Origin of the sequence: uncultured Ruminococcus sp., assembly GCF_947301925.1 — a bacterium.
Classification (GTDB): domain Bacteria; phylum Bacillota; class Clostridia; order Oscillospirales; family Ruminococcaceae; genus Ruminococcus.
Map to the genome: position 1 here is coordinate 80,850 of NZ_CAMYUE010000009.1, position 21,348 is coordinate 102,197.

Genomic DNA, 21,348 nt, shown 5'->3' on the forward strand with positions numbered 1-21,348 from the left:
GTATCTTATGGTGCCAAAGTATCCTCTTTAGACGGTACAATAATAACTCGTATAGATTTGAAACGCAAAGGTAATGATGGTATACCCGAGGTAGGTAATGGAGTATTATCTGAAGCTTATGGAAATGTTTTTAAATTTACGGGTATAAATGACACTTATGCCAGACTGGGCTGCACGGGTGAATATGGTAACTCCTGTTATATCAGCGAAGTTACGATATATTATGAAACACCAGTAATACCTGAATTCACCAAAAACTCAATGACACTGGGCGGCGCTATAAGCCTTAATTTCTATGCCGACCTTTCAATCATTCCGGAAGAAAATCAGCCCTATTCCTACGTTGAATTCGAGGTAAACGGCAAGAAGCAGACAGCAGAATTCGACCCCGACAAAATGAACAGCGATAAGACTGCCTACGGCTTTACCTGTATGCTGGATTCGGTCTCCATGGCCGATGATGTAAAGGCTACCCTTTATTACTACGACGATGAAGGCGAGGAGCAGACCATTACCACCACAGCCACCGCGGAATCCTACCTGAATAAGTTCGACGAGAGCGACGGTGAAAAGCTCTGGGGACTTATCAGCTCCATAAATGACTACGGCTACTATATGCAGCAGTACCTCTCCGTTCATTCGGGAAAACCCTGGACTCTCGGCACCGAACATAAGGCAATGGGAAAATGCTGCAAAAAGGCTCTCGACTACAGAAAAAACTTCGATATGTACCAGACAGAACTGGGCAAGAAAGCAAAAGTCAAGAACATCGTTACCGCCGACCTGAGCAATATCGGATATGCTCTCACTATTGACGCCGATACCTCACTGGTGTTCACTATCAGACCGCAGGAATCCTATAAGGGCAGCGTTGCCGTGACTGTTGACGGCAAGAAATACACTCCCAAAAAGGTGGGCACGAACTATCAGGTAACTATTCCGGGCATTTCTGCTCATAAGCTTGGCGATAACCACACTGTAACAGTCAAGACCACCAACGGCACTTCTACATTCAAGGCTTCAGCCCTGTCCTATGCCAACGACGCATTCAACAACCCTTATGATAACAGTGAGAAGTACGCTATGTGCGCTCTTTACGATTACTACAAGGCAGCTATAAACTATATTGGTTAATAACAATAACGGCAGTCCCCATGGGCTGCCGTTTTCTTATGCTATTGACTTTTTTCGCTCAATAGGATATAATAATATAAACTGTTTTCAGCAAGGCTGAGGAAAGGAGAACAATATGGAGGATAAAGGCAGGATAATCTCACTGCTTATAGCCGCAGCGGTCTGCATACTCATTATCATTGCAACAAGATCATGCGTGACAAGCGCTATACAGGCACAGAAGGAAGCCAGGGAACACACTACCGAGTCCACTGCTCAGTTCCATCTCATAACTGATCCGCCTGTAACCGGTCAGCTTGAGCCTCCTTCCCTCATCGAGACTACTACCGAGCGCCAGTATGAAACTGTTACAAATATTCTCGGCAAGGTGATCGAGACCATACCGGTCACATCTCCCGAGGAAGCTAATATGCCTACCACCACACTGTCCATAATAGACGAATACAGACGCAATTCCAAAAAGTACAACGACGACAGCTCAGGCGGAGAAGAGGTTCAGGAGCCTCAGACCACCACAGAGTATATCGAGCCCAAAATGGACTTCACTCTGGTGATAGACTAAAGGAGGAAAAATAATGGTAATCATTGAAATGGAAAACGGAAAGAAGATCAAGATAGAGCTCTATCCCGATATAGCTCCCATATCATGCGAAAACTTTGAAAAGCTTGTGAAGCAGGGCTTTTACGACGGACTCACCTTCCACAGAGTTATCCCCGGCTTTATGATACAGGGCGGCTGCCCCAACGGTACAGGCACAGGCGGTCCCGGCTGGCATATCAAGGGCGAGTTTGCTGCAAACGGCGTTAAGAACGACCTGAAGCACACAAGAGGCGTACTCTCAATGGCTCGTTCAATGATGCCCGATTCCGCAGGCTCCCAGTTCTTCATCATGCACGAGGACGCTCCTCACCTTGACGGCAACTATGCCGCTTTCGGCAAGGTAGTTGAGGGCATGGAGGTTGTTGACGAGATCGCAGAGTGCGAGACAGACTACAGCGACAAGCCTGTAACTCCTCAGATAATGAAGAAAGTAACTATCGAATAATAAAACAAACAACAGCCGCAGGGTTATGCCTGCGGCTGTTTTCATTTTATAAGACGTATAATCATTTACCGCTCTCGCCGTAGTTGGAGAGAACTCTTGCGGAGGGGTCGTTTACGTTGCAGCCCTCCCACTCCTTGTTGGGCATCCAGAAATCAACGATCATGCCGCTGTTGTCAGGGTAATACTTCTCGAAGATCTCGCGGTACAGCAGCGACTCCTTGGTGAAGGGCTTGGCGTGATCGTATTTCGTGCAGAGGAGCTCGAACTCCTCGTCCGAATAATGCTTTTCGGCGTATTCCTTGAGATAGTCCACCATCGAGTGTCCCACAGCGTCGGAAAAGGCAGCCTTTTCACGGTAGAGGATATCATGGGGCAGATAGTCCCCCTCAAAGGCATGGCGAAGCAGATACTTTCCCTTGTTGTACTTGTTCAGCTTCATCTCGGGATCTATGGCCATAACGTACTTCACGAAGTCAAGGTCGCCGAAGGGCACTCTCGCTTCCAGTGAATTTACGGATATACAGCGGTCCGCACGGAGAACGTCATACATATGGAGCTCATGGACACGCTTTACGGACTCTGCCTGAAAAGCCTCGGCAGAGGGAGCAAAATCCGTGTACTTATAGCCGAAGAGCTCGTCGGATATCTCGCCTGTCAGCAGTACGCGGATATCAGTCTGCTCGTGTATTCCCTTGCACAGCAGATACATACCCATGCTTGCGCGGATAGTGGTGATATCGTAGGTACCGAGAAGGTGTATTACGTCTTCAAGAGCGTTTATAACATCGTCGCTGGTCATGATTATCTCAGTGTGGTCGCTGCCGATGTAGTCCGCCACCTGCTTTGCGTATTTCAGGTCGATAGCGTCGGTGTTCATGCCGATGGCAAATGTGCGGATCGGCTTGTCGCTCTCACGCTGTGCAATGGCGCAGACAAGGGAGGAGTCCAGACCGCCCGAAAGCAGGAAGCCCACCTTTGCGTCGGCGTCAAGACGCTTTTTCACGCCTGCCACAAGCTTGTCATGGATATTTCCGCACACCGTTTCAAGGTCGTCGTGTATCACCTCGTCAACCGCCGTTATATCGCAGTAGCAGTGGAACTTGCCGTCCTTATAATAGTGTCCGGGAGGAAAGGGCTTTATCTCCTTGCAGAACCTGACCAGATTCTTCGGCTCGCTGGCAAATGCCATTGTGCCGTCCTCGTCAAAGCCGTAGTAAAGCGGTCGTATGCCTATGGGATCACGGGCGGCAATGAACTGCCTCTCCGTGCTGTCGTATATCACGCAGGCAAATTCTGCGTCCAGCATTGCGAACATATCAGTGCCGTACTCCCTGTACAGCGGCAGTATGATCTCACAGTCGCTGTCGCTCCTGAATACATAGCCCATATCAATGAGCTTGTCTCTCAGCGGGCGGAAGCCGTACAGCTCGCCGTTGCAGACTGCAAAGTCTCCGTCAAGCTCAAAGGGCTGCATTCCCTCGGGAGTAAGTCCCATTATGGAAAGCCTCTGAAAGCCAAGGATACCGTCGGGCACCTTTATTATCCTCTGGTCGTCGGGACCGCGTGATACAGTCGCCTTCAGTCCCTCCATGACCTTTCCTGTACCGCCGCTGACGCCGCAGTATGCCATTATTGTACACATAGTTTATCACTCCGAATAATAGGTTTAGTATACACTGCACATCGCCTTTGATGTGCATATTTATCTGTGTATTTTTTCGTCAAATTTATTTTTATAGCCTGCTCCTGAAGTATCCACAGGATATTCTCCCGTAAAGCAGCCATTGCAGCAGCCGAACCTGTTGTCCACAAGATCGCCCAGACATTCCCCGGGCAGGTATGCAAGGCTGTCGGCTCCGATATACCTTGCTATCTCATCAGTAGAGCTGCACTTTCCCGCAATGAGATTCTCCTCGGAATCTATATCCGTTCCGAAGTAGCAGGAGTGCAGAAAGGGCGGCGAGGATATGCGGACGTGTACCTCCTTTGCCCCTGCCTCACGGAGAAGCCGCACGATACGGGCGCTGGTAGTGCCGCGTACTATGGAGTCGTCTATCATTATGACGCGCTTGCCGCAGACGCTTTCGCGGACTGCGTTCAGCTTTATCTTTACTGCATTCTCGCGCTGATCCTGCTGAGGCTGTATAAAGCTCCTGCCGATGTACTTGTTCTTGATGAAGCCGATACCGTAAGGGATACCGCTTGCGTTTGCATAGCCCAGAGCCGCGTCAAGTCCCGAATCGGGAACTCCTATGACTATATCAGCCTCCACGGGGCTGTACCTGGCAAGGAGCTCGCCTGCCTTCAGCCTTGCATGGTGGACCGATATTCCCTCTATGACAGAGTCGGGACGGGCAAAGTAGATGTATTCAAAAATACAGATATGCTTCTTTTGGCAGCAGTTGGTGGTTATGGAGCGCAGTCCGTCCTTGTCTATGACCACTATCTCCCCCGCTTCCACGTCGCGGATAAAATCGGCTCCCACCGTTTCCAGTGCGCAGGACTCGGAAGCCACAACATAGGCGCCGTCGTGAGTTTTTCCTATACACAGCGGACGGAAGCCGTCAGGGTCGCGGAAGGCCACAAGCTTTGTGGCTGTCATGAGTATGCAGGAATAAGCTCCCCTGATGAACGGCATAGCGCGTTCAACAGCCTGCTCCGTAGAGCTGCTGGTGAGACGCTCGCGGACTATGGAATAGGCTATGGCCTCTGTGTCTGAGGTGCCGTGGAATATGGCGCCCGACATCTCAAAGGAGCGGCGCAGCTCCGCCGCATTGACGAGATTTCCGTTGTGGACAAGAGCCATATTGCCCTTGATATGACGTATAACAAGAGGCTGGATATTATTGTGGCTGTGACCTCCCGTTGTTGAATAGCGGACGTGTCCCACAGCCATGTTCCCGCAGCCAAGCTTGTCCAGCTCCTCGCGGGTGAACACCTCGGAAACGAGACCGTCTGCACGTTTATGACGGAATATGCCGTCGTCGCAGACCGTTATGCCGCAGCTCTCCTGACCTCTGTGCTGGAGAGCATACAGACCGAAATATACAGAAGCAGCCACATTGGCTGTTTTATTCTCAAAAATGCCGAAAACTCCGCATTCTTCGTGTATCGTGTCAAACATTCCGCACCTCTAAAGATACTGCTCGCTGAGCTTGTCGATTATGGCAAGAGCGGCGATGCTTTTCTTTTTCCGCTTGTTCATGGCGTACTGCTCGATATAGGCGTGTGCCTCGCTCTCGGTCATGTCCTTGTACTCCATGAGCATGAACTTGGCCTTGTCAATGGTCTGTATCTCGTTGATCTTTTCCTCAAGACGGGCATTTCTGAGATACAGCTCGGCGGAGCGGTTCACCGCTATGTCCACCGTCCTGACTATCTGATACAGGATAGTCCTGCTGAACGGCTTGCCAACGATGATGACTCCCGCTTTTTCGGCACGCTCGCTTATCTTTTCGGCAGCCTCTGCCTTTATGAGCAGTATGCAGTTCGCCGTGGTGTTTTCGGTGACGTACTCGGCAAATTCTACTCCCGATTCGTCCATAAGCGGCGAATTTATCATTACAAGCTCGGTCATTATATCGGATTCAAGAAGTGTTTTCGCCTGATATGCCGATTCGACTATCTTCGGAGCGCATTTGAACGATCCGCGGAGGAAATCAAGCAGAGCTTCGGAAGCAGACTTGCTGCTTGAAACTACAAGGATCTTTTCCAAAATGAACCTCCATTACAGTGAGCAGAAATACTTCTTGTCCTCGAATGCTTCCTTGTCATAGGCGGAGATGAACTCCTTCCACTCCTCACGGCTGTGTCGTATGAGGACTTCAAGGATATTTTCGGGGATATACTTTTTCAGGAACTCCGACTTTTCCGCGATATCGGCCGCAGCCTCAAGAGTTTCGGGAAGGCGCTCGGTGCCGCTGTTCTTTTCGGGAAGAACTGCTCCCGAGGAGATGCCCTCCAGAGCGGAATATATCATAAGTCCCAGCACCAGATACGGGTCGCATACGCAGTCAGCCGCTCTCAGCTCAACTGAAACATCATCGCTGTCGGGAGACATACGGATAAGCTGCGAGCCCTCCTCGTCCGACCAGATTATATCACGGGGAGCTGTGAACTCTCCCAGTCTTGCATAGGAATTCACTGTGGAATTGGTCAGCATGGTGAACTCGCGGATATGCTCCATGATACCTGCGGCGGCGCTTTTGACGATGTCACCGCACTCGGCTCCGCGCTCCTCAAGAAAATCACTGTCAGGGAATACAGTGAAGCTGATGTGCATACCGTTTCCGCAGTCATTCCGCAGCGGCTTGGGCATGAAGCTTGCGTGTACACCGTGAGTCTCGGCAACGGATTTTACCGCCGATCTGAAGCTGAGGAAGGTATCTGCCGCTTTCAATGCCGAGGATGAATTGAAGTCTATCTCGTGCTGACCGCTGCCGCTCTCATGACGTGAGGAAACGGGCTGTATGCCCATCTGCTCAAGGGTCAGGCAGACGTCACGGCGGATATTCTCGCCCTTGTCGTCGGGAGCCGTATCGCAGTAGCCTGCAAAATCATGAGGAGTTTTGGTGGGAAGTCCGTTATCGTCCAGACGGAAAAGTGTGAACTCGCAGGAGGTACCGAAGCGGAAGCAATAGCCCGCAGACACCGCAGCCTTCATGGCCTTTTTGAGGAAATAGCGGCTGTCGCCCTCAAAGGGAGTACCGTCCTGATAGCGGATAAAACAGAACATACGGATGACCCTGCCCTGCTGAGGCCTCCACGGCAGAACGGTCATGGTCTTTGCATCGGGGAAAAGGAAAAGATCCTTCCCCATTGCGGCCTCAAAGCCGGATATCTTCTTGGCAGCCACGCGGACTCCGCGCTCGAAGGTGACTGCCAGCTCCGATGAAAGTATGGATATATTCTTCAGCCTGCCGTGCAGGTCGCAGAAGGTAAGCTTGACGAACTTGACATCGTTTTCCTCGATATATTGCAGGATCTCATTTTCTGTATAAACCATTTTGTCCTCCTCTATTTCAGATTGGTGTATCCCATGAGATATTCGTCCACCTCGGCGGCTGCGTCACGGCCCTCGCGTATGGCGCGGACTACCAGTGACTGTCCGATGTGCATATCGCCTGCGGTGAATACCTTTTCAACATTTGTTTTGTGTAAGCCGGAGCCCGTTTTCACATTGGTGCGCTGATCCAGCTCAACGCCGAAGGCCTCCGCAACATAGCTCTGACAGCCCAGGAAGCCTGCGGCTATAAGACACAGCTGACAGGGAAGTATCTCCTCGCTGCCCTCTATCTCCTTCGGCACCTTTCTGCCGCTTGCAGGATCAGCAACAAATTCCAGCTTTACAGTCTTTACTGCCGATAATGCGCCCTTTTCGTCCTTGATGAACTCCTTGACGGTGGTGCAGTAGATACGCGGATCGTGACCGAATACCGCGATAGCCTCCTCCTGACCGTAGTCGGTCTTGCATACCCTGGGCCATTCCGGGAACGGATTGTTTTCGGCTCTCTCGTCGGGGAGCTTGGGCATCATTTCCAGCTGCGTCACAGACTTGCAGCCGTGGCGCACGGAAGTTCCGACGCAGTCATTGCCCGTATCACCGCCGCCTATGATAACTACGTCCTTATCCTTTGCGGAGATGTATCTGCCGTCGGAAAGACCCGAATCAAGCAGGCTCTTTGTGGTGGATCTCAGGAAGTCCACCGCGAAGTATATACCCTCTGCGTCGCGTCCATCTGCCTTTATATCACGGGGATTGGACGAGCCGCAGGCAAGCACTACAGCGTCGAAGCCGCTCATTATGTCGTCGGCGGAGATATTATCGCCAACGTTTGAATTTACCGCAAACTCAACGCCCTCTGCACGCATGAGCTCCGCACGGCGCTCGATGATGTGCTTTTCCAGCTTCATATTCGGGATACCGTACATCAGCAGTCCGCCCACTCTGTCGAAGCGCTCGAACACCGTGACGCTGTGACCGCGTCTGTTGAGGGTATCGGCGGCGGCAAGTCCCGAGGGACCCGAGCCGATGACGGCTACGCGCTTGCCGCTTCTTACAGCGGGAGGCTGGGGTTTGATGAGCCCGTTCTCAAAGCCGTACTCTATTATCGAATTCTCGTTTTCCTTTACCGTAACGGGACTGTCGTAAACTCCGCAGATACAAGCCTTTTCGCAGAGCGCGGGACATACCCTCGATGTGAATTCGGGGAAGTTGTTGGTCATGAGCAGACGGCTCAGCGCCTGCTCCTTCTGTCCGTGATAGATGAGGTCGTTCCACTCGGGAATGAGATTGTTCAGCGGACAGCCCGACACCATTCCGCAGAGCATTTTTCCGTTCTGGCAGAAGGGTACTCCGCAGTCCATACAGCGTGACGCCTGTTCCCTGCGTTTGTCATCAGGGAGCGGAACGTGAAACTCGTTGAAGTCCTTTATTCTTTCAAGAGGCTCCTTAGCCGTTGTCTCGGTTCTTGTGTATTCAAGAAATCCTGTTGCTTTTCCCATGGCTCACGCCTCCTTTCTTATTATCTCAAAGGCTTCTATTTCGGCCTTTTCATGTGATACTCCCGAAAGTTCGAGAGATCTGACTGTCTTCTGTATCTTTGCGTAATCGTGAGGTATTATCTTCTTGAAGCAAGGCAGATAGCGGTCAAATTCCGCAAGTATGGCCTTTGCCTTCGCTGAGCCCGTAGCCTCGGCGTGCTCGGTGATGATAGCCTTCAGCTCTGCGATATCCACATCGGCCGTAACCGCTTCCAGTGATACCAGAGCCTTGTTCAGACGGGTGTAGAGATCATGTTTTTCGTCGAGAACATAGGCGATACCGCCCGACATTCCTGCGGCGAAGTTCTTGCCCGTGCCTCCGAGGATAACAGCACGTCCGCCTGTCATGTACTCGCAGCCGTGGTCGCCCACGCCCTCGCAGACGGCTATAGCTCCGGAGTTTCTCACGCAGAAGCGCTCGCCTGCTATTCCGCTGATGAAGGCCTTGCCCGATGTAGCTCCGTAGAGCGCAACGTTGCCTGCGATTATGTTCTCGTCAGCCTTAAAGCCGGCATTTTCAGGGGGATAGAGCACAAGCTTTCCGCCTGAAAGTCCCTTGCCGAAGTAGTCGTTGCTGTCGCCGCAGAGCTCCAGCGTAAGTCCCTTTGGTATGAACGCGCCGAAGGACTGTCCGCCGCTGCCTGCACATTTAACCCTGAATGTGTCGTCGTCAAGAACGTTCTCGCCGTGGATACGGGTTATCTCAGCACCTGTGAGAGTTCCCACGGAGCGGTCCGTATTAACAACGTCAATGGAAATGCTCTTGGACGAACCGTTTTTCAGAGCAGCTCCCAGCTTCTTTATTATAACACGGCGGTCTATGGTACTGTCAAGCTCAAAATCAAAAATATCTGCGGGATCAAAGTGATTTTTTTCGTTGGACTGTCCGTCTGACAGTATATTTGTGAAGTCGATGGACGACTCTCTCTTTGTTTTCAGCAGATCCGTGCGTCCCACAAGCTCGTCAACCGTGCGTATTCCCAGCTTTGCCATGTACTCGCGGAGCTCCTGTGCGATGAAATGCATGAAGTTCACGATGTACTCGGGCTTGCCGCGGAAACGCTTGCGGAGCTCGGGATTCTGGGTAGCTATACCCATTGGGCAGGTATCCAGATTGCAGACTCTCATCATCACGCAGCCCATTGTTACCAGCGGAGCTGTTGCAAAGCCGAATTCCTCAGCACCGAGAAGTGCTGCCACAAGAACGTCGCGTCCTGTCATGAGCTTGCCGTCAGTCTCTATACGGACTCTTGAACGGAGTCCGTTGAGCATGAGGGTCTGATGTGCCTCTGCAAGTCCCAGCTCCCAGGGAAGTCCTGCGTTGTAAATGGAGCTCTTGGGAGCTGCGCCCGTACCGCCGTCATAGCCCGAAATAAGTATTACCTGCGCACCTGCCTTGGCAACGCCTGCCGCAACAGTTCCAACACCTGCTTCGGATACCAGCTTTACTGAGATACGCGCCTTGTCGTTGGCATTTTTCAGGTCGTAGATGAGCTGCGCAAGATCCTCGATGGAGTAGATATCATGATGAGGCGGAGGCGAGATAAGTCCCACGCCTGCGGTGGAGTGACGTGTCTTTGCTATCCACGGATACACCTTGCCCGACGGCAGATGTCCGCCCTCGCCGGGCTTTGCGCCCTGCGCCATTTTTATCTGTATCTCCTGTGCGGAAACCAGATACTCTGAGGTAACTCCGAAACGTCCGGAAGCTACCTGCTTGATAGCGGAGCAGCGGGCCGATTTCAGACGTTCGGGGCTTTCTCCGCCCTCGCCGCTGTTGGACTTGCCGCCTATGCTGTTCATAGCCACTGCCATGCACTCGTGAGCCTCCTGGGAAATGGAGCCGTAGGACATGGCGCCTGTCTTGAAACGCTTGCATATCTCCTCCACGGACTCAACCTCGTCAATGGAGATACCGCCGTTTTCGGGATAGTTGAAGTCAAGGAGACTGCGGAGGGTAAGCTCGTTGTCCTCGCGGGATATTGCTGCGGAATATGCCTTGAAGGTATCATAGTTCCCTGTCCATGCAGCTTGCTGGAGCAGATGTATGGTCTCGGGAGTGTAAAGGTGATCGGACTTTCCGCTGCGGAGCTTATGACTTCCTGCGCTGCCGATATTTTCGTTCACAGCAAGTCCCAGGGGATCAAATGCCGCTGTGTGGAGCTTCTCTGTACGCTTGCTGATATCGCTGAGGCCTATGCCGCCGATACGGCTGACAGTTCCGGAAAAATAGCTGTCTATGAGCTCTTTTGATATGCCAACTGCCTCAAAGAGCTTGCTGCCCTGATAGGACTGTATAGTGGAGATGCCCATTTTTGAGGCTATCTTGATTATGCCGTGAAGGACTGCGGAATTGTAATCGTCTTCTGCTGCGTAGAAGTCCTTGTCGAGGGTGCCGTCCTCAATGAGAGAGCGTATGGTCTCATGTGCAAGGTAGGGGTTCACAGCGCAGGCGCCGTAGCCCAGAAGTGCCGCAAAATGATGTACCTCACGGGGCTCGGCTGATTCCAGTATCATTGCAACTGCCGTGCGCTTTTTCGTGGATACAAGGTGCTGCTGAAGTGCCGCAACTGCAAGCAGTGACGGTATTGGACAGTGGAACTCGTCCACGCCGCGGTCGGAAAGTATAAGTATTGAGGCGCCGTCGCGGTAAGCCTTGTCCGCCTCAATGAACAGACGCTCCACAGCCTTTTCAAGTGAAGTGCCTATATAATAGGTTATGGGGATAACTGCGCTTTTCAGACCGTCCCTGTTCAGTGACTTGATCTTGAGCATATCCGTCTCGGTGAGGATAGGGTTCTCGATCTTGAGAACGTGGCAGTTCTCGGGGCGCTCCTCAAGGATATTGCCGTCCTCGCCGATGTAAACGCTGGTATCCGTTACTATCTCCTCGCGGATAGCGTCAAAGGGAGGATTCGTTACCTGTGCAAAGAGCTGGCGGAAGTAGTTGAACAGCGGCGGAGACTGCTTGTCCAGAGGCGGGAGGGGTATGTCGCTGCCCATGGAAGCTATAGGCTCGGCGCCTTTTTCTGCCATGGGGAGTATACTTGTGCGTATATCCTCATAGGAATATCCGAACGCCTTCTGGAGCTTCGCAAGACGCTCTGCTGAGTAGGTCTCAACGCCCTTGTTGGGGATATGGAGATCGTGGAGGCGGACAAGATTTGCGTCAAGCCACTCTCCGTAGGGCTGGCGTGAGGCATATGTGGACTTTATCTCGTCGTCCTCGATTATGCGTCCCTGTATCGTGTCCGCAAGGAGCATCTTTCCGGGACGTAATCTGTCCTTTTTGATTATCCTGTCGGCAGGTATATCTATGCAGCCTGTTTCCGACGAGAGTATAAGGAAGCCGTCGCCGGTAACGCAGTAGCGTGACGGACGGAGACCGTTCCTGTCAAGTACGGCTCCCATTACCTCGCCGTCAGAGAAGAGAATTGAAGCAGGGCCGTCCCAGGGCTCCATCATTGTAGCGTAATACTGATAGAGGTCGTACTTGGACTTGGAAATGGTCCTGTCATTCTTCCAGGGCTCGGGAATGGTTATCATTACTGCCAGAGGAAGGGGCATTCCCGACATTACCATGAATTCAAGTGCATTGTCAAGTCTTGCGGAGTCGGAGCCGTTGACATTTATGGCAGGAAGTATCTTGTACATATCGTTTTTCAGCGCCTCGCAGGTCATGCTCTCCTCACGGGCAAGCATCTTGTCGGCGTTGCCTGTGATAGTGTTGATCTCGCCGTTGTGGACGATGAAACGGTTGGGGTGAGCCTTCTGCCAGCTGGGATTTGTGTTTGTTGAAAAACGGGAATGTACGGTTGCGATAGCGGACTTGAAGTCCTCGCTCTGAAGGTCCTTGTAGAACTTTCTCAGCTCGTCCACCAGGAACATACCCTTATATACAATAGTACGGCTGGAAAGTGAGCAGACATATGTATTCTCGTTGGAGTGCTCGAACTCACGCCTTGCAATGAAGAGCTTTCTGTCAAAGTCAAGTCCCTTCGGACATTCATCGGGGCGCTTTACAAAAGCCTGCATTATATGAGGCATACTGTCATGAGCCTTCTGTCCGAGGATATCGGCAGACACGGGAACCTCACGCCAGCAGACGAAGTCCATGCCGTTCTTTTTTATGATAAGCTCAAAGAGCTTCATAGCCTGGCCGCGCTTCATCTCGTTCTGAGGGAAGAAGAACATTCCCACGCCGAAATCGCCCTCGCTGCCGATGTCATGGCCGAGCCGTTCCGCTTCACCTATAAAAAAGCTGTAGGGCATCTGCACAAGTATTCCGACGCCGTCGCCTGTCTTGCCCTCAGCGTCCTTGCCTGCACGGTGCTCCAGCTTTTCAACGATGGTAAGAGCGCTGTCCACAACGTATCTGGACTGCTCGCCCCTGATGTTCACAACTGCACCAATGCCGCAGTTATCATGTTCAAATCTGGGATCGTAAAGTCCCTGCAGCTCGTATGGAGCTTCATCTCTAAAGTTATCCATGTCTTTCACTTGCCTTTCCGATTCGGAGCGCCATTGATCCGTATCGCATAATAAAAAAGACGTTTCAACAGACAGATAGCCTGACGAAACGTCTTTGTTCTTGTATACTATCTTAGCACTTTAAACCAGCATTGTCAAGAGACTTTTTCAAAAAAATACGTAAAATCAGGCTGAAATCATCACTTTTGTAAAAATGCAAGTACTTTTTGCGTTTAAAGCAGCAAAAATATATTGATTTCTGACAAAGTTGAAAAAAGCTATTGACAAACGCTGATGAAAGGGCTATAATGGCATTGTAAACAGCAAGGGAGCTGCGGATATGGAGTCCGTAGCTCTCTTTTTTTGGTTTGTAGCGCTAATTCCATACACAAAGGGGTGTATGATGTACTGAGGATATCAGTATGTCGTACACCCTTTTGAAATTTATGCTGTAACTTTTCAAGGAGGTATTTCTATGGACTCTCAGACAATTTTACAACAGGCCATGGACGAGACAAACGGTATAGTCTTTGGCGTATGGTTCCTTATCGGCGCTGCTCTCGTATTCTTTATGCAGGCAGGCTTCGCAATGGTGGAGACAGGCTTCACCCGTGCAAAGAATGCAGGCAATATCATCATGAAGAACTTAATGGACTTCTGTATCGGTACAGTGGTTTTCATTCTTATAGGCTTCGGTCTCCTCTTCGGTGAGGACTTAGTCGGTATAATCGGACAGCCCGGATTTGATATCTTCACTTCCTACGGCTCATTCGACTGGTCAAATTTCGTATTCAACCTTGTATTCTGTGCAACGACAGCTACTATCGTTTCTGGTGCAATGGCTGAACGTACAAAGTTCTTATCCTACTGTGTTTACTCAGCTATCATCAGTGCAGTCGTTTATCCTATCGAGGCTCACTGGGGCTGGGGCGGCGGCTGGCTCAGCCAGTGGGGATTCCACGATTTCGCAGGTTCAGCACATATCCACATGGTCGGCGGTATCGCAGCTCTCGTAGGTGCAGCTATCCTCGGACCAAGAATAGGCAAGTTCCACAAGACCAAGGACGGCGAGATCAAGGTAAACGCTATCCCAGGACACAACCTTACAATCGGTGCTCTCGGCTGCTTTATCCTCTGGTTCGGCTGGTACGGATTCAACGGTGCAGCTTGTACTTCTATCGACCAGCTCGGTTCCGTATTCCTTACAACAACAGTTGCTCCTGCAATCGCAACAGTAACCTGCATGATATTCACATGGGTAAAATACGGCAAGCCTGATGTTTCAATGTGTCTTAACGCTTCACTTGCAGGTCTCGTTGGTATCACAGCTCCCTGTGACGTAACAGACTGTGTAGGTGCTTCAATAGTTGGTATCGTTTCAGGCTTACTTGTATGCTTCGGCGTATGGTTCCTCGATTACAAGCTCCACATCGACGATCCTGTTGGTGCAGTTGCAGTTCACATGATGAACGGTATATGGGGAACAATCGCAGTTGGTCTCCTTGCAAACCCTGAGGTTCCCGGTTATTCACTGGTTGACCAGAACGGCGACCAGCTTGCAGGTCTTTTCTACGACGGCGGCTTCGGACTCCTGGGCAGACAGCTCACAGGCTTCGCAGCTATCGCAGTATTCACAGCTATCTCAATGTCACTGGTATTCATCTTAATCAAAAAGACAATCGGTCTCCGTGCTTCAGAGCAGGAAGAGATCATAGGTCTGGACGTTACAGAGCACGGTCTTGTATCATCATATGCAGACTTCGCTCCCGCACTTACAGACATCGGCATGAAGGGCTACACAAAGGACGACGCAAAGAGCGTTGAAAAGGTTGACAAGAAGAAGGAAGCAAAGGTTTCCAAGCCCAAGGTTCCTGTTGACAAGGCAGTTGAAGTTGAGAACTACTCGGTTCCTTCACCTGACGGCACAGATAAGCTCACAAATATTGTTGTAATATTCAAGCAGCAGAAGCTGCAGCAGTTCATTGAAGCTATGGAAGCTATCGACGTAAAGGGTATCACAGTTACAAACGTCCTCGGCTGCGGTATGCAGAACGGACAGAAGAACTACTACCGCGGAGCTTCTGTGGAAATGAATCTGCTTCCCAAGGTAAAGGCCGAGATCGCAGTATGTGCAGTTCCTGTAGAAAAGGTGGTTGCAGCAGCTAAGGCAGCCCTCTACACAGGCAACTACGGCGACGGTAAGATGTTTATTTACGACATCGAGAACGTAATCAAGATCAGAACAGGCGAGGAAGGCTACAACGCACTCCACGATTCGGCAGAGTGGGAAAAAGCATAAGCTGACAAGGGCTTCTGCGGATATTAAAAAATCATATCTGAAAATCTCCCGATATCCGCAGACTGCCTTTATCATAAATGTAATTCAAGGAGCATATGCAAATGTCAAAGTTCATTTTTGTAACAGGCGGAGTCGTTTCAGGCCTGGGCAAAGGTATCACGGCGGCTTCACTGGGAAGGCTTCTCAAACAGCGCGGCTATAAGGTCACAATACAGAAGTTCGACCCCTACATCAACGTTGACCCGGGAACAATGTCCCCCTTCCAGCACGGCGAGGTATTCGTCACCGACGACGGTGCGGAGACAGACCTTGACCTCGGTCACTATGAGCGTTTCGTAGACGAAAATCTGTCGGTACACTCAAATGTCACCACGGGAAAGATCTACTGGAACGTCATCACCAAGGAGCGCCGCGGCGACTACCTCGGCGGAACCGTTCAGGTCATTCCCCACATCACCAACGAGATCAAGGACAGAGTGTACAGCGCCGCTAACGAAGCCAATGCGGACGTAGTCATCACGGAGATAGGCGGCACGGTGGGAGACATTGAGTCCACCCCCTTCCTTGAGGCCATACGTCAGGTAGGCACCGAACAGGGCCGCGAGAACGTTTGCTACATACACGTTACACTTGTTCCCTATATCGCAGGCTCCGAGGAGCTTAAATCCAAACCCACACAGCACTCCACCAAGGAGCTCCTCTCCATCGGAATACAGCCCGATATCATCGTATGCCGCACCGAAAAGCGCATACCCGATGATATGGCGGAGAAGATAGCGCTCTTCTGCAATATCCGCAAGGAGGACGTTATCCAGAACCTGACAGCTCCCTCACTCTATGAGGTGCCCCTGTGGCTGGAAGATGAGGGACTTGCTCATTCGGTATGCCGTCATCTGGGTCTCACAGACAGCACTCCTGACCTTGCCGAATGGACGGAAATGGTACGCCGTGCGGAAAACGCACACAAAAATGTAACTATAGGACTTGTCGGAAAATATGTGGAGCTCCACGACGCTTACTTATCGGTAGCAGAGGCGCTCCGTCACGGCGGTATCGTAAACGACGCTGCTGTGGAAATAAAATGGATAGACTCCGAGGAGGTCACAGCCGAAAATGCAGCAGAGATCTTTGCTGACTGCAACGGACTGATAGTTCCCGGCGGCTTCGGTCACAGAGGCGTTGAGGGAATGATAGAGACTATCCGCTACGCCCGCGAGAACAACGTGCCCTTCTTCGGTATCTGCCTGGGTATGCAGATGTCGGTGATAGAGTACGCACGGAACGTATGCGACCTCAGCGGAGCAAATTCAGCCGAATTCGGCGATACTCCCTACCCCGTCATCGATATAATGGACGAGCAGAGGAATATCGATCAGAAGGGCGGCACAATGCGTCTGGGACTTTATCCCTGCAAGCTGTCCGACAGCTCAAAATGCCGCAGCATATACGGCGAGGAGCTCATCTATGAACGTCACCGCCACCGTTATGAGTTCAACAACGCATACCGCAAGGTACTGACCTCAAAGGGACTTCACATCGCAGGTCTTTCCCCCGACGAAAAGCTGGTGGAGATAGTGGAGCTTCCCCATCACCCCTGGTTCGTGGGAGTACAGTTCCACCCCGAATTCAAATCAAGGCCAAACAAACCGCATAAGCTTTTTGCGGATTTTATAAGAGCATCGCTCGATAGTAAAGGAGAATAATTATGGAAAAGGTAACAGAATATTTCGGCTCAATGGTATTCGACGACAGAATAATGAAGGCAACGCTTTCGGAAAAGGTATACAAGTCCCTGAAAAGGACTATCGACAGAGGAACTCCTCTTGATATCTCCGTAGCAAACGCAGTTGCCGCAGCTATGAAGGACTGGGCAATAGAGCTTGGAGCTACCCACTACACTCACTGGTTCCAGCCAATGACAGGTGTGACCGCCGAGAAGCACGACAGCTTCATTTCCCCTGCCCCCGACGGACGCGTAATCATGGAGTTCTCGGGCAAGGAGCTTGTAAAGGGCGAGCCTGACGCTTCTTCATTCCCCTCAGGCGGTCTTCGTGCCACATTCGAGGCTCGCGGCTATACGGCCTGGGATCCGACCTCATACGCTTTCATCAAGGACGGCACACTGTACATTCCTACAGCATTCTGCTCTTACACAGGCGAGGCTCTCGATAAGAAGGTACCTCTCCTGCGTTCAATGGAAGCGCTCAACAAACAGGCTATCCGTATCCTGAAGCTTTTCGGAAACACAAGCGTCAAGAGCGTAAAGACTTCCGTTGGTCCCGAGCAGGAATACTTCCTCGTTGACCGCGATATGTGGAAGAAGAGAAAAGACCTTATCATGACAGGCCGTACACTTTTCGGCGCTATGCCTCCAAAGGGACAGGAAATGGACGATCACTACTTCGGCTCTATCAAGCCGAGAGTTGCCGAGTACATGGCCGATCTTGACCGTGAGCTCTGGAAGCTGGGCATACTTGCCAAGACCAAGCACAACGAAGTTGCTCCTGCACAGCACGAGCTTGCTCCTATTTACGATACAACAAATATCGCAGCAGACCACAACCAGCTCACAATGGAGATAATGCAGAAAGTGGCTCTCCGTCACAATCTGGTTTGCCTTCTTCACGAAAAGCCTTTCGCAGGCGTAAACGGTTCGGGCAAGCACAACAACTGGTCTATCTCTACCGATGCAGGCGAGAACCTCCTCTCTCCCGGTGAGACTCCCGCTGAAAACGCACAGTTCCTGCTGTTCCTTGCAGCCGTTATCAAGGCTGTTGACGATTATCAGGATCTTCTGAGACTTTCAGTCGCTACCGCTGGCAACGACCACCGTCTCGGCGCTAACGAAGCTCCGCCCGCAGTTATCTCTATCTTCCTCGGCGACGAACTCACAGCAGTTCTGGACGCTATCGAGGCTGACAAGCCCTACGGCGGCACAAAGAAAGAAAAAATGCAGCTTGGCGTTGATGTTCTGCCTAAGTTCAGCAAGGATTCCACTGACCGTAACAGAACTTCCCCATTCGCATTCACAGGCAACAAGTTCGAGTTCCGTATGCTTGGTTCTTCCAACAGCATTTCATGCGCTAACATTCACCTCAACGCTGCTGTTGCAGAGGTTCTGAAGCAGTTCGCAGACAAGCTTGAAAAGGCCAAGGACTTCAACAAGGCACTCCACGATCTTATCAGGAAAACTATCAAGGATCACAAGAGAATTATCTTCAACGGCAACGGCTACGATGATTCATGGATAAAGGAGGCTGAGAAGCGCGGTCTGATGAACCTGAAGACCACCGCAGACGCTATGCCTCACATCTGCGACAAAAAGAACGTGGATATGCTCACCTCCCACGGTATCTTCACCGAAGCCGAGATATTCTCTCGCCGTGATATTATGCTTGAAAACTATGTCAAGACAGTCAACATCGAGGCTGTAACAATGGTCGACATGGCTCGCAAGGAGATTATCCCTGCTGTTGCAAAGTTTGCAGCTGACACAGCTTCCGCAGTATCGGTGAAGAAGAGCGTTTCCAAGGCTGCCTGCAAGTACGAGACCAAGCTTGTGACCGAGCTTTCAGAGCTTATTGACGAAATGGACGCCGCAACAACAAAGCTTGAAGCTGCGATTGCCAAGTTCAAGGGCATCAGCGATATTATCAAGGCTTCCGAGTTCGTCCGCGACACTATGATCCCTGCTATGGATAAGCTCCGCAGCGCCGCTGACAAGGCTGAAACTGTCACCGCCGAAGACTACTATCCCTTCCCCACATACGACAAGCTTCTTTTCGGAGTGTGATATAAATGAGATTTACCAAAATGCAGGGCTGCGGCAATGACTATGTGTATGTAAACTGCTTCGGTGAGAGCGTAAGCTCTCCCGTGCAGCTTGCACGGGCTGTCAGCGACCGTCACTTCGGTATCGGCTCCGACGGACTGGTGCTGATCTGTCCCAGTGATACCGCGGACTGTAAAATGCGTATGTTCAATCCCGACGGCAGCGAATCGGAGATGTGCGGAAACGCTATCCGCTGTGTGGCCAAGTACGTCTACGACAGGGACATTATCCACAAGGAGAAGATAGCTGTGGAGACCCTTGCAGGCATCAAGCTCATAACCGTGAACACCGACGGCAACGATATCGCACGCACCCTTACGGTGGACATGGGAGCTCCCATAACCGAGGCGGCCGAGATACCCGTTATGGCAGAAACTTCGCCTGTTACCGACCTCAGACTTGCCGCATATGGCAGGGAGTTCACCTTCACCTGCGTATCTATGGGCAACCCTCACGCGGTCACATTCATAGACGAGGACGTCAGCACCTTCGATGTCGAAAAATACGGCAGAGTTTTTGAGCAGGATGAGCATTTCCCCCACAAGGCAAACATAGAGTTCGTGAACGTCATCTCACCTGCGCATCTGAAAATGCGTGTCTGGGAGCGCGGCACAGGCGAGACTCTCGCCTGCGGCACAGGCACCTGCGCAACTGTTGCGGCGGCCTGCCTGAACAGTATCAGCCCGCGGGAGCCCGTAACTGTAGACCTTCTCGGCGGTCAGCTCACAATAGAGTGGAGCAAGTCAGACGGGCATATCTATATGACAGGTCCTGCGGAATTTACATTTGACGGAGAGTATTACAATGGCTAATTTCAATGAAAAATTTTTAGACTTAAAAGAAAGCTACCTCTTCAGCGAGGTAGCTAAACGTGTTTCTGCATTTCAGCAGAGCAATCCCGAAAAATCCGTGATACGCCTTGGCATAGGCGATGTTACCCTTCCCCTGGGCAAAACCGTGGTGCAGGCCTTGCACTCCGCCGCCGATGAAATGGGCGTTGCAGAAAGCTTTCGCGGATACGGTCCCGAACAGGGCTACGACTTCCTGAGAGAAGCGATACAGTCACACTACAGCACGTTCGGCGTAAAGCTGGACACCGACGAGATATTCGTCTCCGACGGAGCAAAATCCGATACGGGAAACATCACCGACCTTTTCTCAAAGGACAACACAGTTATGATACCCGATCCCGTGTATCCCGTTTACGTCGATACCAACACCATGAACGACAGGAACATCGTCTACATCAACGGAACTGCGGAGAACGATTTCCTCCCCATGCCTGACAGAAGCGTTCATGCGGACATAATCTATATCTGCTCGCCGAACAATCCCACAGGCGCCTGCTACAACAGGGCACAGCTCCGTGAGTGGGTGGACTACGCCCTCGAAAACGACGCTGTTATCCTCTTTGATTCTGCCTATGAGTGCTTTATCTCCGACAGCGGGCTCCCTCACAGTATCTATGAGACAGAGGGTGCTGAGCGCTGTGCGGTGGAGTTCTGCTCCCTGTCGAAAACCGCAGGCTTTACAGGTACACGCTGCGGATATACCGTTGTTCCCAAGGCAATAACATCAAAGTCCTCTGACGGCAGAGAAATGAGCCTCAACAAGATGTGGAACCGCCGTCAGTGTACAAAATTCAACGGCGTTCCCTATATCGTTCAGCGTGCCGCTGCAGCTGTTTTCAGTGAGGATGGCATGAAAGAGGCAAAGGCCATGATCGCTCATTATATGGAGAATGCAAAGATCATCGCAGATACCATGAACGACCTCGGTATACGCTATACAGGCGGTATCAACTCGCCCTATATATGGTTTGAGTGTCCCTTCGGCATGGACAGCTGGCAGTTCTTCGATTTTCTGCTTGAAAAGGCAGGCGTCGTGGGAACTCCCGGTGCAGGCTTCGGCATGAACGGCAACAACTGGTTCCGCCTTACCGCCTTCAACAACAAGGAGAATACCGTGGAGGCCATGAACAGGTTCCGTAGTATACTTAAAAAGTGAAAACTGTATCCACCTGC

14 protein-coding genes are annotated in these 21,348 nt (G+C 51.3%); 8 read left to right on the forward strand and 6 right to left on the reverse strand.

The annotated features are described in order from the left end of the window. Positions 1-57: 57 nt before the first annotated feature. The 3 genes from Q0Y65_RS11030 (at position 58) to Q0Y65_RS11040 (ending at position 2,180) form a co-directional block, all read left to right on the forward strand. Complete coding sequence (locus Q0Y65_RS11030) at positions 58-1,134, forward strand: hypothetical protein (RefSeq protein ID WP_297959712.1); 1,077 nt, start codon at positions 58-60, stop codon at positions 1,132-1,134. A 115-nt stretch (positions 1,135-1,249) separates the two neighbouring features. After that, positions 1,250-1,696: a hypothetical protein gene (locus Q0Y65_RS11035; RefSeq protein ID WP_297959714.1), complete on the forward strand. Its 447-nt coding sequence runs from the start codon at positions 1,250-1,252 to the stop codon at positions 1,694-1,696. 13 nt (positions 1,697-1,709) lie between these two features. After that, on the forward strand, positions 1,710-2,180 hold the full coding sequence (locus tag Q0Y65_RS11040; RefSeq protein WP_297959716.1) for a peptidylprolyl isomerase: 471 nt from the start codon (positions 1,710-1,712) through the stop codon (positions 2,178-2,180). A 61-nt stretch (positions 2,181-2,241) separates the two neighbouring features. On the opposite strand, the gene asnB is transcribed toward Q0Y65_RS11040, so the two are convergent. The 6 genes from asnB to gltB are packed head-to-tail and all read right to left on the reverse strand — an operon-like array spanning position 2,242 to position 13,214. Next, complete coding sequence (gene asnB, locus Q0Y65_RS11045; protein WP_297959718.1) at positions 2,242-3,822, reverse strand: asparagine synthase B; 1,581 nt, start codon at positions 3,820-3,822, stop codon at positions 2,242-2,244. A 60-nt stretch (positions 3,823-3,882) separates the two neighbouring features. Continuing rightward, on the reverse strand, positions 3,883-5,304 hold the full coding sequence (gene purF, locus Q0Y65_RS11050; RefSeq protein ID WP_297959720.1) for an amidophosphoribosyltransferase: 1,422 nt from the start codon (positions 5,302-5,304) through the stop codon (positions 3,883-3,885). A 9-nt stretch (positions 5,305-5,313) separates the two neighbouring features. Next, positions 5,314-5,895 carry an ANTAR domain-containing response regulator gene (locus Q0Y65_RS11055; RefSeq protein WP_297959722.1) on the reverse strand — a complete coding sequence of 194 codons (582 nt, stop codon included), beginning with the start codon at positions 5,893-5,895 and terminating at the stop codon, positions 5,314-5,316. Positions 5,896-5,907: 12 nt separating this feature from the next. Continuing rightward, complete coding sequence (locus Q0Y65_RS11060; protein WP_297959724.1) at positions 5,908-7,185, reverse strand: glutamine synthetase family protein; 1,278 nt, start codon at positions 7,183-7,185, stop codon at positions 5,908-5,910. An 11-nt stretch (positions 7,186-7,196) separates the two neighbouring features. Further along, entirely contained in the window at positions 7,197-8,684 is a 1,488-nt protein-coding gene (locus Q0Y65_RS11065) for a glutamate synthase subunit beta (protein WP_297959726.1), read from the reverse strand. A gap of 3 nt (positions 8,685-8,687) precedes the next feature. Then, on the reverse strand, positions 8,688-13,214 hold the full coding sequence (gene gltB, locus Q0Y65_RS11070; RefSeq protein WP_297959728.1) for a glutamate synthase large subunit: 4,527 nt from the start codon (positions 13,212-13,214) through the stop codon (positions 8,688-8,690). A gap of 454 nt (positions 13,215-13,668) precedes the next feature. On the opposite strand from gltB, the gene Q0Y65_RS11075 reads away from it, so the two are divergent. From Q0Y65_RS11075 to Q0Y65_RS11095, 5 genes are all read left to right on the forward strand, one after another. Beyond that, the gene (locus Q0Y65_RS11075) at positions 13,669-15,492 is read left to right on the forward strand and encodes an ammonium transporter (RefSeq protein WP_297959730.1); all 1,824 of its coding nucleotides are present in this window, start codon (positions 13,669-13,671) and stop codon (positions 15,490-15,492) included. Between the two features lie 101 nt (positions 15,493-15,593). Next, complete coding sequence (locus Q0Y65_RS11080) at positions 15,594-17,195, forward strand: CTP synthase (RefSeq protein ID WP_297959732.1); 1,602 nt, start codon at positions 15,594-15,596, stop codon at positions 17,193-17,195. Between the two features lie 2 nt (positions 17,196-17,197). Then, positions 17,198-19,285 (forward strand): glutamine synthetase III, encoded by a 2,088-nt coding sequence (locus Q0Y65_RS11085; protein WP_297959734.1) that lies wholly within the window; start codon positions 17,198-17,200, stop codon positions 19,283-19,285. A gap of 5 nt (positions 19,286-19,290) precedes the next feature. Next, positions 19,291-20,136 carry a diaminopimelate epimerase gene (gene dapF / locus Q0Y65_RS11090; RefSeq protein ID WP_297959736.1) on the forward strand — a complete coding sequence of 282 codons (846 nt, stop codon included), beginning with the start codon at positions 19,291-19,293 and terminating at the stop codon, positions 20,134-20,136. Beyond that, the gene (locus Q0Y65_RS11095) at positions 20,129-21,331 is read left to right on the forward strand and encodes an LL-diaminopimelate aminotransferase (RefSeq protein WP_297959738.1); all 1,203 of its coding nucleotides are present in this window, start codon (positions 20,129-20,131) and stop codon (positions 21,329-21,331) included. Before dapF ends, Q0Y65_RS11095 begins: the two co-directional genes overlap by 8 nt. Positions 21,332-21,348: the final 17 nt, after the last annotated feature.